Annotated in this window: 8 protein-coding genes and 1 pseudogene; 7 read left to right on the top strand and 2 right to left on the bottom strand. The window is 70.4% G+C overall.

What is annotated here, in order from left to right; translation table 11 throughout:
• Positions 1 to 127: 127 nt before the first annotated feature.
• The gene (locus L3078_RS23370; RefSeq protein WP_239755909.1) at positions 128 to 1954 is read right to left on the bottom strand and encodes an acyl-CoA dehydrogenase; all 1827 of its coding nucleotides are present in this window, start codon (positions 1952 to 1954) and stop codon (positions 128 to 130) included.
• 149 nt (positions 1955 to 2103) lie between these two features.
• Between L3078_RS23370 and L3078_RS23375 the strand changes: the two genes are divergently transcribed.
• From L3078_RS23375 to L3078_RS23385, 3 genes are all read left to right on the top strand, one after another.
• The gene (locus tag L3078_RS23375) at positions 2104 to 2598 is read left to right on the top strand and encodes an SseB family protein (RefSeq protein ID WP_184906245.1); all 495 of its coding nucleotides are present in this window, start codon (positions 2104 to 2106) and stop codon (positions 2596 to 2598) included.
• Positions 2599 to 2949: 351 nt separating this feature from the next.
• Complete coding sequence (locus L3078_RS23380; protein ID WP_239755910.1) at positions 2950 to 3921, top strand: pirin family protein; 972 nt, start codon at positions 2950 to 2952, stop codon at positions 3919 to 3921.
• Between the two features lie 470 nt (positions 3922 to 4391).
• The gene (locus L3078_RS23385) at positions 4392 to 5807 is read left to right on the top strand and encodes a glycosyltransferase family 39 protein (RefSeq protein WP_420864182.1); all 1416 of its coding nucleotides are present in this window, start codon (positions 4392 to 4394) and stop codon (positions 5805 to 5807) included.
• Positions 5808 to 5873: 66 nt separating this feature from the next.
• On the opposite strand, the gene L3078_RS23390 is transcribed toward L3078_RS23385, so the two are convergent.
• Positions 5874 to 8600: a SpoIIE family protein phosphatase gene (locus L3078_RS23390; protein WP_239755911.1), complete on the bottom strand. Its 2727-nt coding sequence runs from the start codon at positions 8598 to 8600 to the stop codon at positions 5874 to 5876.
• 393 nt (positions 8601 to 8993) lie between these two features.
• Here L3078_RS23390 and aspS point away from each other — a divergent pair, with 393 nt between their 5' ends.
• From aspS to L3078_RS23410, 4 genes and pseudogenes are all read left to right on the top strand, one after another.
• Positions 8994 to 10757: an aspartate--tRNA ligase gene (gene aspS / locus L3078_RS23395; protein WP_239755912.1), complete on the top strand. Its 1764-nt coding sequence runs from the start codon at positions 8994 to 8996 to the stop codon at positions 10755 to 10757.
• A gap of 209 nt (positions 10758 to 10966) precedes the next feature.
• Positions 10967 to 11815 (top strand): intradiol ring-cleavage dioxygenase, encoded by an 849-nt coding sequence (locus L3078_RS23400; protein ID WP_239755913.1) that lies wholly within the window; start codon positions 10967 to 10969, stop codon positions 11813 to 11815.
• 166 nt (positions 11816 to 11981) lie between these two features.
• Positions 11982 to 12956: pseudogene (locus L3078_RS23405) on the top strand (intradiol ring-cleavage dioxygenase).
• 223 nt (positions 12957 to 13179) lie between these two features.
• Positions 13180 to 13788 (top strand): hypothetical protein, encoded by a 609-nt coding sequence (locus tag L3078_RS23410; protein WP_239755914.1) that lies wholly within the window; start codon positions 13180 to 13182, stop codon positions 13786 to 13788.
• Positions 13789 to 13858: the final 70 nt, after the last annotated feature.

Consider the following 13858-nt stretch of genomic DNA (forward strand, 5'->3'; position numbering starts at 1 on the left):
CGTACGAGGGCCCGCTCCCTGGGGACGGGAGCGGGCCCTCGTGGTGAGCGTGCGGAGGAGGGGGCGCCGGACGGACGGGCAGGGTCCGTCCGGCGCCACGACCGGGGTGCGGTCGAGGGGCGGCTGTCTAGAACGCCGCCTCGTCCAGCTCCATCAGGTCCAGGTCGACACCCTCGGAGATCTTGCGGGCGAGGGTGACGCCCGGGAGCACGTTGGCCGCGAAGAACTTCGCCGCCGCGATCTTGCCGGTGTAGAAGGGCTTGTCCTTGGCGGAGGCGGTGGGCAGCTTCTCGGCGGCGACGGCGGCGCCCTTGAGGAGCAGGTAGCCGACGACGACGTCACCGGAGGCCATCAGCAGGCGGGTGGTGTTCAGGCCCACCTTGTAGATGTTCTTGACGTCCTGCTCGGTGGCGGCCAGGTCGGTGAGCAGGAGGCCGACGATGGCCTCCAGCTCGACGGCGGCCTTGGCGAGGTGCTCGCGGGCCCCCTCCAGCTGCTCGCCGCCCTCTCCGAGGGCCAGGAACTTCTTGATCTCCTCGGCGAGGGAGTTGAGCGCGGCGCCCTGGTTGCGGACGATCTTCCGGAAGAAGAAGTCCTGGCCCTGGATCGCGGTGGTGCCCTCGTAGAGGGTGTCGATCTTGGCGTCGCGGATGTACTGCTCGATCGGGTACTCCTGCAGGAAGCCGGAGCCGCCGAAGGTCTGCAGGGACTGGGCGAGCTGCTCGTAGCCCTTCTCGGAGCCGTAGCCCTTGACGATGGGCAGGAGCAGGTCGTTCAGCGCCTCCAGGGCGGAGAAGTCCTCGCCGGCCGCCTCCTTGACCTGGATCTCGTCCTGGATGGAGGCCGTGTAGAGGACGAGGGCGCGCATGCCCTCCGCGTACGCCTTCTGCGTCATGAGCGAGCGGCGCACGTCGGGGTGGTGGGTGATGGTGACCTTGGGCGCGGTCTTGTCCATGAAGTTCGCCAGGTCGGGGCCCTGGACGCGCTCCTTGGCGTACTCCAGCGCGTTCAGGTAGCCCGTGGAGAGCGTGGAGATCGCCTTCGTGCCGACCATCATGCGGGCGAACTCGATGATGCGGAACATCTGGCGGATGCCGTCGTGCTTGTCGCCGATCAGCCAGCCCTTGGCGGGGTGGCGGTCGCCGAAGGTCATCTCGCAGGTGTTGGAGGCCTTGAGGCCCATCTTGTGCTCGACGTTGGTGGCGTAGACGCCGTTGCGCTCGCCCAGCTCGCCGGTCTCGAAGTCGAAGAGGTACTTCGGGACGAGGAAGAGGGACAGGCCCTTGGTGCCGGGGCCGTGGCCCTCGGGGCGGGCGAGGACGTAGTGGAGGATGTTCTCCTCCATGTCGTGCTCACCGGAGGTGATGAAGCGCTTGACGCCCTCGATGTGCCAGGAGCCGTCCTCCTGCTGGACCGCCTTGGTGCGGCCGGCGCCGACGTCCGAGCCCGCGTCCGGCTCGGTGAGCACCATGGTGGAGCCCCAGGTCCGGTCCACCGCTATCTGGGCGATCTTCTTCTGTACGTCGTTGCCCTCGTCGTAGAGGATGCCGGCGAACGCCGGGCCGGAGGCGTACATCCACACGGCCGGGTTCGCGCCGAGCAGCAGCTCCGCGTAGGACCAGATCAGGGAGCGCGGCGCGGTAGTGCCGCCGATCTCCTCGGGGAGGCCGAGCCGCCAGTACTCGGACTCCATGAAGGCCTTGTAGCTCTTCTTGAAGGACGCCGGTACCGGAGCGGTGTTGGTCTCCGGGTCGAAGACCGGGGGGTTGCGGTCGGCGTCGATGAAGGACTCCGCCAGCTCGTTCTCCGCGAGGCGGGTCAGCTCCTCCAGGATGCTCTTGGCGGTGTCCGTGTCCATCTCCGCGAACGGGCCGGTGCCGTACAGCTTGTCGCGCCCGAGGACCTCGAAGAGGTTGAACTCGATGTCGCGGAGATTCGACTTGTAGTGCCCCATGGCGACGGCTCCGTTAGAGAGATCGGCGAGGCACTGGATCCTCGCGCTGGTTCACGTACCAACTAGTAGCTTGTATGTCGATGATGCTACCCATCAGTAATAAGAAGCAACCCCGATCGGGTCATCTGTGACTCGTTACGCTTTGCCGCATGTACGGCTACGACCAGAGCGCCGGCCCCCAGCAGCAGTACGCCCCGCCGCCGCAGCAGCAGATGCCCGGGCAGATGCCCGGCGGCCAGATGGGGGGCGGCTACGGGCAGCAGCCACCCCTGTATCCGGAGCCGTCTCCGCCCTCCCTCGCGGACGCGGTACGGGCCTTCACCACCGGGCAGATGGCGGCGGAGGACTTCCAGCAGGTCTTCGCGTCGTCGAAGGTGTACTGCCCGCGCGGCGACAACCCCGGGTTCCTGGCGCTGCACAACACCCAGCAGCCGGTGATCCCGATGTTCACCTCGCTCAAGGAGCTCCGCCGGTACGCCGGCAAGGAGTCCAAGTACTTCGTGATCACCGGTGCGGAGGTGATCGATCTGCTGCCGACCGGGTACGGCTTCGTCCTCGACATGGAGGGGGAGCACCGGATGGTGTTCGACGCGAAGGCGGTGGAGCAGATGGTGGAGTTCGCGATGCGGCGGATGTATGGCTAGACGCCATTGCTTCGCAGACGGGTAGCTCCGCTGGTGGGGCCGGGTTCCGGGGGCGGGGTGGTGGGTTCGGTTCGTCGCGGGGTGCGGGGCTGTGGGGGTTGATCGCGCAGTTCCCCGCGCCCCTCGGGTGGGCTGTGGCTTGGCCATAGCGGCTTGCTGAATCGTTTCTTCCGGGCTCTTGGCTCCTCTACTGTTCGCCGGTGACCCGGATCGTCACCTCGCCGTTGGTCCGCTGGGGCCGACGGCGTTCTGTTGTCCGGGGGTGCGCGGGAATGGGATGCGGGGGTGCGCTGTTAGGTCTGGCAGGAAGTTCAATAATCAACTAAACTGAGCGCACAAGGAGGTACCGACATGCCCGCAGTGACCGTCGAGAACCCGCTGATCCTGCCCCGTGTCGCCGCACCGACCGACGCGGTGGCCCGCCCGGTGCTCGCCGTGACGACCGCGCCCAGTGGCTTCGAGGGCGAGGGCTTCCCGGTCCGACGCGCCTTCGCCGGGATCAACTACCAGCACCTCGACCCGTTCATCATGATGGACCAGATGGGCGAGGTGGACTACGCGCCGGGAGAGCCGAAGGGCACCCCCTGGCACCCCCATCGCGGCTTCGAGACCGTCACCTACATCATCGACGGGATCTTCGACCACCAGGACAGCCACGGCGGTGGCGGCACCATCACCAACGGCGACACCCAGTGGATGACGGCCGGCTCCGGCCTGCTCCACATCGAGGCGCCGCCGGAGTCCCTCGTCATGTCCGGCGGTCTGTTCCACGGCATCCAGCTGTGGGTGAACCTCCCGGCCCGGGACAAGATGATGTCGCCCAAGTACCAGGACATCCGCGGTGGCCAGGTGCAGCTGCTCACCACCCCCGACGGCGGCGCGCTCCTCCGTGTCATCGCCGGTGAGCTGGACGGCCACCAGGGGCCGGGCGTCACCCACACCCCGATCACCCTGCTCCACGCGACCGTCGCGCCGGGTGCGGAGATCACCCTGCCGTGGCGCGAGGACTTCAACGCGCTCGCCTACGTCCTCGCCGGGCGCGGCAGCGTCGGTGCGGACCGGCGGCCGATCCACCTCGGTCAGACGGCCGTCTTCGGCGCGGGCTCCTCGATCACCTTCCGCGCGGACGAGCAGCAGGACTCCAACGCGCCCGACCTGGAGATCGTGCTCCTCGGCGGACAGCCGATCCGTGAGCCGATGGCCCACTACGGCCCGTTCGTCATGAACACCCGCGAGGAACTGCAGCAGGCCTTCGAGGACTTCCAGAAGGGCCGACTGGGGACGATCCCGGCGGTTCACGGGATGACCCCCGAAGGGCTGTAGGCGGGGCCCCTCCCCGGGCGAAGCGGAGCCCCTTCCCTGGGCAAATGCGGCTCGTCCCGGCCAATCGGGCCACCGGGTGTCGTCCGGGTTCACTGGGTTCCGGGTGATCATGCCCACCCGGTCGACGCCTGGATGAGCACTGTCTCCACCGCGTAGGTTCTGGCATGTCCACCCCTTCGGCTGACCTCCGGAGCGGGTGGCTCTCATGGGGGAGAGAGCACCACGCGGTTCCGCCCCGGCCATCGGCCGGGGCGGGCTCAGTTCTGCCCGTTCCCCCGCCGCATACGCAGGGCAACGGGGAGAGACACCATGCGCAGGCTGTTCCACGACGATGGATCCCGAGGATTCCGAGGATCCCGACATCCGTCCGGCACTTCTCCGCTCGCTTGAGCGCGCCCGCGCTGTCGTTCCTGAGAGGGTGCGCGACCGTCACGGCGGCCCGTTCGGCGGCCGCGACGGCGGTACGGCGGCTGCCGGTCTGGGCGGCTCCGGTGCTGTGGACGCTCGCGCTCGGTCTGTGGGGGCTGTCCCGGCAGCACAGCGTGTGGCGGGACGAGGCCGCGACCTGGCAGGTGGCGCGGCGATCGACCGCCGAGATCTGGCACATGCTGGGGCAGGTCGACGTCGTGCACGGGGCCTACTACCTGCTGATGCACGCCCTCTTCAACTGCTTCGGCCCCGGGACGACGACCCTGCGGCTGCCTTCGGTGCTGGCCATGGCGGGGGCGGCGGCCTGTGTCACGGTCATCGGCCGTCGGCTGGCCGGGCCCTGGGCAGGCCTCGGTGCTGGACTGGTGTTCGGATTACTGCCGGCTGTGCAGTTCCACCTCCAGGAGGGCCGCCCGTACGCGCTGATCGCGGCCGGCGCGGGCCTCTCGACGTTGCTGCTGGTGACCGCGCTCCAGCGGGGGCGGGCCGGTACGGGGGCGTGCTGGGTGGCGTACGGGGGCGTGATCCTGGCGTGCGGGCTGCTGAACTGGCTCTCCCTGCTGATCGTGCCCGCGCATGCGGCGACCCTGGCGTGGACACGGGCGCCGCGCGCGACCTGGGCGCGCTGGGCGACGGCCTCGGCGGTCGCCGTGGTGGGGGTCCTGCCGCTGATCCTTTTCAGCAGGCAGCAGTCCGAGCAGGTGTCCTGGATACCGCCGCTGACCTGGCACATGCTGATCGGCCCCGCGGTCCTGCTGACGATCGGCGGTCTGGGGGCGCTGCTGGACCGGCCGCGGGTGGGGCGGCTGTCGGTGGCGGCGGTCGCGCTGCCACTGCTGGCGGTGCCGCAGGTGGGACTGCTCGGCCTGTGCCTGATCCGTCCGCTGTTCCTGGACCGCTATGTCCTGTTCAGCATGCTGGGCCTGGCGCTGCTGATCGGGGCGGCCCTGAGCGCGGCGGTACGGGCCGTCCGGCCGGGGTTCCCCAGATCGGCCTCGTGGCTCGTCCCGCTGCTGGTCGCCGTCGCGATGGTGGCACTGCTGCCGCATTCGCTGGCCAAGCGGTCCCCCGCCAGCCGGGTCGACGACGTCCTGGCGACGGCCGTGAACGTGCGGCACCTGAAGCAGCCCGGGGACGCGGTGCTCTTCGCCCCGTCCGCCCGGCGCGACACCGCGCTCGTCTCCCCCGGCGACTTCGCGGGACTGCGGGACATCGCGCTGACCCGGAGCCCCGCGGCGTCCGGGACGCTCAAGGGGGTGGAGGCGGACCCGGCCCGGATTCGCACCGCGATGCTCGCGCAGCGACGGATCCTGCTGGTCACCGACGCGCCCGGGGTCGCCCGGCCGCTGTCCGGGGGACGGGACCGGATGAAGGCGGCCGTGCTGGCGGAGTACTTCACCGTCGTCGCGGACGAGGCGGTGCGGGGGCGACGGGTCATCGTGTACGAGCGGCGCTGATCGGTCGGCGGCTCGGTGTCCAGGGGCGGGCGTGCGTCTCTGTCACTGGGAGGGTGGCGGCGCCGGTCATGGGTGGGCGGGGGGCGTCTGGTTCAGGACCGCGCGGTGCGGGCCTTCCGGTGGTGGCGTCTCGTACAGCTCGAACCAGATGCTCTTGCCGTCGCCGCGGGGGTCCACGCCCCAGGCGTCGGCGAGCATGTCCATGAGGACGAGGCCGCGTCCGGAGGAGGCGAGTTCGCCGGGGTGACGCTTGTGGGGGAGGTCGTCGCTGGCGTCGGTGACCTCGACGCGTATGCGGCGCTTGCCGCCGTCGCCGGTCATCTCGGCGACGAGGAGGGCGTCGGCGTCGGTGTGGACGAGGACGTTGGTGAGCATCTCGGAGACGAGGAGCACGGCGGAGTCGACCTGGTCGGCGCAGGTCCAGTCGTGGAGGAGTTCGCGTATCTGCTGGCGGGCGCCGGCGATGCGTTCCGGCTCCGCCTGGGCGATGGTCAGGGCGGTGCGGCGGGCCGGTGCCGGTACGGCGGTGGTGTCGCCGCGGCCACGGCCCTGGCTCTTCCGGCTCAGCAGCAGCATCGCTATGTCGTCCTCGCGCCGGTCGGCGAGCGGGCCTGGCGTGTGGTGCGAGGAGGGGCCGTGCACCCCTTGCACCAGCGCGACGGCCAACGCCTCCAGCCGCCCCGGCGCCAGCCCGATCGCCTCCGGCGGGTCGGGGACGAGGGCGGCGGTGGGGGCGAGGGGCCCCGGGTGACCTGGGTGGGGGCTCGCCTCCACAGGACCGGCGGATTCGAGGCCCGAGGGCTGACGACCGGGAAGCTCCGCGCGAGCCGACGCGGGGCCTACGGGTTGGGTGCGGTCCGGCGCGGGGCCTACGGGTTGGGTGCGGTCCGGTGTGAGGCCGGTGGACTGGGTGCGGTCCGGTGCGGGCTCGCCGGTGTTCGGGGTGCCCGGCGCTTGGGAGTCCTGGTCCCGGGTGGTCGCCGTGCGTGTGGGCGCCGGCCCGCGAGGTGGCTCGACGTGGTCCGGCGACTGGTTCGGTGCCGGATCGCCGTCCGTCCCCCGCCCGCCCGGTCTCAGCGCGGCGACGACGGTCGGTTCCTCGTCCTCCGGGCGGTGAGGCCCGAGCCGATCCGTCCCGGGCGAGGACGCATCCCGGTCTCCCGCAGCCCGCTCCCCGGCAGCCTCGGCCTCGAAGGTCCCCTCGCCCCTTAAGCCCCCCTGGGCGTCCTCCGGTTCTCTGTCGAAGGACTCCAGGATCGTGCGGATGCGGCGCCAGCCCGTGTCGAGGTCGTGGCCGCCGGTCTCGATGAGGCCGTCGGTGCACAGGAGCATCGTCTCGCCCGGCTCCAGCACCAGCCGGGTGGTGGGGTAGTCGGCGTCGGGGTCGATGCCGAGGGGGAGGCCGCCCGGGGTGGGTCGCACGAGGACCGTTCCGTCGGCCATGCGGACCACCGGGTCGGGATGCCCCGCACGGGCGATGTCGAGGACGCCGGTCGCCGGGTCGACCTCGACGTAGAGGCAGGTCGCGAAGCGCAGGTCGGGATACGTGTCGGCGGCGGAGTCGGTGATGCCGTGCAGGAATCGTGAGGCGCGGGAGAGGACGGCGTCGGGGCGGTGGCCCTCGGAGGCGTAGGCGCGCAGGGCTATGCGGAGCTGGCCCATGAGACCGGCGGCGCGTACGTCGTGGCCCTGGACGTCGCCGATGACCAGGGCGAACCGTCCGCTCGGCAGGGCGATCATGTCGTACCAGTCGCCGCCGACCTGGAGTCCGCCCCCGGTGGGGACGTACCGCGCGGCGACGCTCATGCCCGGTATCTCGGGGCCCAGCGTGGGCAGCATCGTGCGCTGCAGACCGTCGGTCAGTTCGCGCTCCGTCTCGGCCGCGCCGGCGCGGGAGAGGGCCTGGGCGAGCATGCGCGCGACGGTGGTCAGGACCGAGCGCTCGTCGGGGGTGAACGTGACGGGGTGGGTGAAGCCCGCCATCCACGCGCCCATCGTGCGGCCGGCGACGGTCAGCGGCAGGAACGCCCAGGACTGGCGGCCGAACTGTGCGGCGAGCGGCCAGGCCGTGGGATAGCGCGCCTTGTAGTCCTCGGGGGAGGAGAGATAGACCGCGCGGCCGGTGCGGACCACCTCGGCGGCCGGGTAGTCCGTCTCCAGCGGCATGTGGGTGAAGGGGCCTTCGTCGCCCTCGTTGTGCCCGTGGTGGCCGATGACGGTGAGGCGGTCGGCCTCCACGCCGAAGACCGCGAGTCCGTCCGGCGAGAAGCCGGGCATCGCCAGGCCCGCCGCGACCCGCAGCACCTCGGCCGTGGACCGCGCCTCGGCCAGCGCCCGGCCCGCGTCCAGCAGGAACGCCTCGCGTGAACGCCGCCAGTCGCCGGTGACGGACGGAGCCCGCACGGCGGTCGCCGGGGAGGGCTCGGTGACCTCCTGGATGGTGCCGATCAGCTCGAAGGACTTGCGGACCGGGTCGAAGGTCGGCTTGGAACGGCTGCGGATCGTGCGGACCACCCGGCCCTGCTCGTCCATGACCCGGATCCGCACCTCGGCGAGGGTGTCCTCGGCGACGGCGAGCTGCACGACCGAGACGATCTCGTTCCAGTCGACGGGGTGCAGACGTGAGCGCGCCCCGGCCTGGGTGAGGGTCGTCGGCTCGGCGGGCAGCCCCATGAGCCGGGCGGCCTCGGCGTCCATCGTGACGGTTTCGGCAGCGCTGTCCCAGGTCCACAGTCCCGTCGCGAGGGCGGACAGGACGTCCCCCACGGTGGGCGGGGGCTCACCAGTGCGCATTGACCCACTCTAAGAACAGCTGATCGGACCGTGCCACCGGCGCTGTGCCGGGCTCCGGTCGGGACCGGGGGCACGGCAAGCGACCACGACCGGCGGCGACGGAGGTGACGGCAATCGACGCTAGCGACAGTAACCGCTTACGGTCCTGCCCATGGCTATGACGGTGCGTATCCGGTCAGGAGGCGGCCGCCGCGGAGAGAGCGCAGCCTGCTCCACGGTGCCCGGCGCGGAGACGGGGAGTCGCTCCACGGTGCCCGTCGCTCGTAAATGGTGGGGAGGTGATCTCGGGGTGCCCGGTACCCTTGGGCTTGTTTCACGTGAAACATCGGCTGTGAGACACCGGCCGTGAGGCACCACCCAGATCCCCGATCAGCGAAGGCTGGATGAACGACGATGCATCGGTACAGGTCCCACACCTGCGGCGAGCTCCGCGCCTCTGACGTCGGCACCGACGTCCGGCTGAGCGGCTGGCTGCACAATCGGCGCGACCTGGGCGGCATCCTCTTCATCGATCTCCGCGATCACTACGGCATCACGCAGCTGGTGGCCCGTCCGGGCACCCCGGCCTACGAGGCGCTGGACAAGATCTCCAAGGAGTCGACGGTCCGCGTCGACGGCAAGGTCGTCTCGCGCGGCACCGAGAACATCAACCCGGACCTGCCCTCCGGCGAGATCGAGGTCGAGGTCGGCGAGGTCGAGCTGCTCGGCGCGGCCGCCCCGCTCCCCTTCACCATCAACACCGAGGACGGGGTCAACGAGGAGCGGCGCCTGGAGTACCGCTTCCTGGACCTGCGCCGCGAGCGCATGCACCGCAACATCATGCTGCGTACGGCCGTGATCAGCGCCATCCGTCACAAGATGACGGCCCTCGGCTTCAACGAGATGGCGACGCCGATCCTGTCCGCCACCTCCCCCGAGGGCGCCCGCGACTTCGTCGTGCCGTCGCGCCTGAACCCGGGCAAGTTCTACGCCCTCCCCCAGGCCCCGCAGCAGTTCAAGCAGCTGCTGATGATCTCGGGCTTCGACCGGTACTTCCAGATCGCGCCCTGCTTCCGTGACGAGGACGCCCGCGCGGACCGTTCGCCGGGCGAGTTCTACCAGCTCGACGTGGAGATGTCCTTCGTCGAGCAGGAGGACGTCTTCCAGCCCATCGAGAAGCTCATGACCGAGCTCTTCGAGGAGTTCGGCGGCGGTCGGCACGTCACCTCGCCGTTCCCGCGCATCCCGTTCCGCGAGGCGATGCTCAAGTACGGCTCCGACAAGCCGGACCTGCGTGCCCAGCTGGAGCTGGTCGACATCACCGATGTCTTCGAGGGCTCGGAGTTCAAGGCCTTCGCCGGCAAGCACGTGCGCGCGCTCGCCGTGCCGGACGTCTCGGCGCAGCCGCGCAAGTTCTTCGACCAGCTCGGCGAGTACGCGATCGAGCAGGGCGCCAAGGGTCTGGCCTGGGTGCGGGTCGCCGAGGACGGTTCGCTGTCCGGCCCGATCGCCAAGTTCCTCACCGAGGAGAACGTCGCCGAGCTGACCAAGCGTCTGTCGCTGGCCGCCGGACACGCGGTCTTCTTCGGCGCGGGCGAGTTCGAAGAAGTCTCGAAGATCATGGGCGCGGTGCGGGTCGAGGCCGCCAAGCGTGCCGGGCACTTCGAGGAGGGCGTCTTCCGGTTCTGCTGGATCGTCGACTTCCCGATGTACGAGAAGGACGAGGAGACCGGCAAGATCGACTTCTCGCACAACCCCTTCTCGATGCCGCAGGGCGGTCTGGAGGCCCTGGAGACCCAGGACCCGCTGGACATCCTCGGCTGGCAGTACGACATCGTCTGCAACGGCGTCGAGCTGTCCTCCGGCGCGATCCGGAACCACGAGCCCGACATCATGCTCAAGGCCTTCGAGATCGCGGGCTACGACCGTGACACCGTCGAGGAGCAGTTCGCCGGCATGCTGCGCGCGTTCCGCTTCGGCGCCCCGCCGCACGGCGGCATCGCGCCGGGTGTCGACCGTATCGTCATGCTCCTCGCGGACGAGCCCAACATCCGCGAGACCATCGCCTTCCCGCTCAACGGCAACGCCCAGGACCTGATGATGGGCGCGCCGACGGAGCTGGAGGAGGCGCGGCTGCGCGAGCTGCACCTTTCGGTGCGCAAGCCCCAGCCGAAGTAAGGCAAGCCTTTATAAGAGCTTTTCCGGGAAGGGACCTGAAATCGTCCGTCGATTTCAGGTCCCTTTCGCGTGGCCGGGGAAAAGAGGACCTTTTCTCAGCTCGTTGACAGGTTTCTTATCTAACTTCCCGGCGCATGACAGCCAATCAACAGAATCAGCCGGATCAACCCGATCAGCCCGATCAGCCCGATCAGCCGGATCGGCGGGATGTGACGCGTCGTAAGGTCGTCGTGGCCGGGGCGGGTGCCGTGGCGGCGGTGGGCCTCGGCGGCGCCATGGCGGCGAACGCCTTCGCGGGAGAGCGGAGAGGGAGCGCGGGCGAGGGCTCCGCGCCCTTACCCCGTCCCTCGGAGGAGTGCTATCAGCTGACCTCCGAGGCCATGGAGGGCCCGTACTACATCGACGCCGACAAGATCCGCCGGGACGTGACCGAGGACAAGGAGGGCATCCCCCTCATCCTGCGTCTCAAGGTGATCGACTCCGAGACGTGCCGGCCGGTGCGCGACGCGGCCGTCGACATCTGGCACTGCGACGCGGTGGGTGTCTACTCCGGCTACGAGGACATGGGCAACGGTGACGGCGGCGGCCCGGCCCCCACCGCCCCGCCGCCGAGCGGTGATCCCTCCGGTCCGCCCCCGGGCGGCCACCAGGAGCCGACGGACGACACCCGCTATCTGCGCGGCACCTGGCGGACGGACCGGCAGGGCTTCGTCACGTTCAGGACCGTCTTCCCGGGCTGGTACCGGGGCCGGTGCGTGCACATCCACCTCAAGGTGCACGTCAACGGTGCGTGGACGGACGCCGGTTACGAGGGCGGCAACACCTGCCACACCGGGCAGCTCTACTTCGACGAGGAGTCCGTCCTCGCGTCCGCCGAGGTCGAGCCGTACGCGTCGAACACGGCGGAGCGCACGACGCTCGACGAGGACTTCATCTACGACGGCAACGGCGCCCAAGGCGGACTGCTGAGACTCCGCTACGACCGGGGGGACATCGCGCAGGGCGTGCGGGCCTCGCTCACGGTGGGCGTGGACCCGGAGGCGACCAACGAGGGGTAGCGCGTGGAGTAGAGCAGGGTAGAGCGAGGTATATCCAGATGTTCTGCCGGGAAGGGGCTCGAAAGGGACGGCGATTTCGAGCCCCATTCCCTTCGCTCGGGAAATGCGGGACAAACCACAGCCCCTTCTTATCGCTCTGACAGTCGGGCTCCCTAATTTCCTGGCCATGACGGGAAACCAGACCGGAAACGAGAAGGCCCAGGGGCCGAAACACAAGCGGGACCTGACGCGCCGCAAGGTCGTCGTGGCGGGCGCGGGTGCCGTGGCCGCCGTGGGCGTGGGCGGCGCGGTCGTCGCGACCGCGAGCGCGGGCACCACCACGAAGGGCAGCGCCAAGCCCCGCGCCTCCGCGAGCGCCGGGGAGGAGTGCTACCAGCTCACCTCGGAGACCACCGAGGGTCCGTACTACATCGACGCCGACAAGCTCCGCCGGGACATCACCGAGGACAAGGAGGGCATCCCCCTCACTCTGCGCCTCAAGGTGATCGACTCCGTGACGTGCGAGCCGATCCGCGACGCGGCCGTCGACATCTGGCACTGCGACGCGCTCGGGCTCTACTCGGGCTACGAGAGCTTCTCCGAGGGCGGCGGCACCGCCCCCACCGGCGCGCCCTCGGGCGAGCCGACGGGTGAGCCGCCGGCCGGCGGCGGGGGCGGGGGCGGCGGGCACGAGGAGCCGACCAGCGACACCCGCTATCTGCGCGGCACCTGGAAGACCGACAAGCAGGGTCAGGTCACCTTCACGACGATCTTCCCGGGCTGGTACCGGGGCCGGTGCGTGCACATCCACACCTAGGTGCACGTCAACGGTGAGTGGACGGACGCGGGTTACGAGGGCGGGAACACCTGCCACACCGGGCAGTTCTTCTTCGACGAGGAGTCCGTCCTCGCGTCCGCCGAGGTCGAGCCGTACGCGACCTCCACGACGGAGCGCACCACCCTCGACGACGACACCATCTACGACGGCAGCGGCACCCAGGGCGGTCTGCTCAAGCTGACGTACAAGAAGAACGACATCGCCAAGGGTGTCGTCGGCTCCCTCACGGTCGGTGTCGACCCGGAGGCCACGAACACCGGCACGGACGACTCCGTCCAGCCGGGCGCGTCGGAGGCGACGTCGGAGTCCGCCTCGGCGAGCTGACCCCGACCCGCGTACACCGTCCCTGAGCGGCCGACGGGCGTACGACCCGGCGCACGGCGCAGGCCCGGAACCCCCTCCCCCTGGGTTCCGGGCCTTCGCCGTGTGCGCGATCCGGGGGCGGGTACGCGCTGGGGAAGTCATCAGGGGGCGCACAGGTTTCTCGACGGGCGATCACAGGGGGAGGGGATGTGATGGGACGTACAGGGTGAGGAACCCGTACGGGATGCACGCCCTGTACGGGACGGAACGTCGAATGCTGGAGGAGGCCATGAAGCTGGCTGTGCTGGTGGCAGTGTTGCTGATCGTCGGGGCGGTGGTCGCGACCGTCGCGCGGCGGCGGTCCGTGGAGGACCCGCGTCCGTCGTCCGACCTGGACGCGGAGGCCGAGGCCAACCGCTGGGTCGTACGGCTGGGCGGCAGCCTGGCCGGCATCGACGTACGGGCGCAGGCCCGGGCGGGCGGCAGTGCGGCCGAGTCCCTGACCGAGGCCACCGAACGCCTCCGCACCGCCCGCGCCCAGCTGACCAGGGCCCGTACACCGGACGAGTACGCGCGGGTGACGCGGACGGCGGTCGAGGGGCTGCGCCATGTGGGGGAGGCGCGTGCGGCGTTGGGGGTGGACACGGGCCCGGGTACCGGCGCGGGGCCTGCCGGGGGCGCGGGTTCGCGCGCGGGGTCGGGAGTGCCGGACGGCGGCGGTCAGGGTGAGGTGCCGGTCGCGGCGTCGGTCCGTACGGCGATCAGGATGCCGCTCGACCAGGTCAGCCGCGTCGTACGGAAGTCCGAGCGGCCCTCCAGAGCCGCGCGCAGGTCGGTCAGCCCCGCCCCGTGACCCTCCGGCCGGCCTGGCGCGGGCGTGGTGAGCGGAACTCCCGGGCTGCCGTGGGCGTCGTAATGATCAT

The organism is Streptomyces deccanensis (assembly GCF_022385335.1).
Classification (GTDB): Bacteria; Actinomycetota; Actinomycetes; order Streptomycetales; family Streptomycetaceae; genus Streptomyces; species Streptomyces deccanensis.

Coding starts and splice junctions, on each gene's coding strand:
- aspS (WP_239755912.1), top strand. CDS start 8,994: ATGCATCGGTACAGGTCCCACACCTGCGGCGAGCTCCGCGCCTCTGAC.
- L3078_RS23375 (WP_184906245.1), top strand. CDS start 2,104: ATGTACGGCTACGACCAGAGCGCCGGCCCCCAGCAGCAGTACGCCCCG.
- L3078_RS23410 (WP_239755914.1), top strand. CDS start 13,180: ATGCACGCCCTGTACGGGACGGAACGTCGAATGCTGGAGGAGGCCATG.
- L3078_RS23390 (WP_239755911.1), bottom strand. CDS start 8,600: ATGCGCACTGGTGAGCCCCCGCCCACCGTGGGGGACGTCCTGTCCGCC.
- L3078_RS23370 (WP_239755909.1), bottom strand. CDS start 1,954: ATGGGGCACTACAAGTCGAATCTCCGCGACATCGAGTTCAACCTCTTC.
- L3078_RS23380 (WP_239755910.1), top strand. CDS start 2,950: ATGCCCGCAGTGACCGTCGAGAACCCGCTGATCCTGCCCCGTGTCGCC.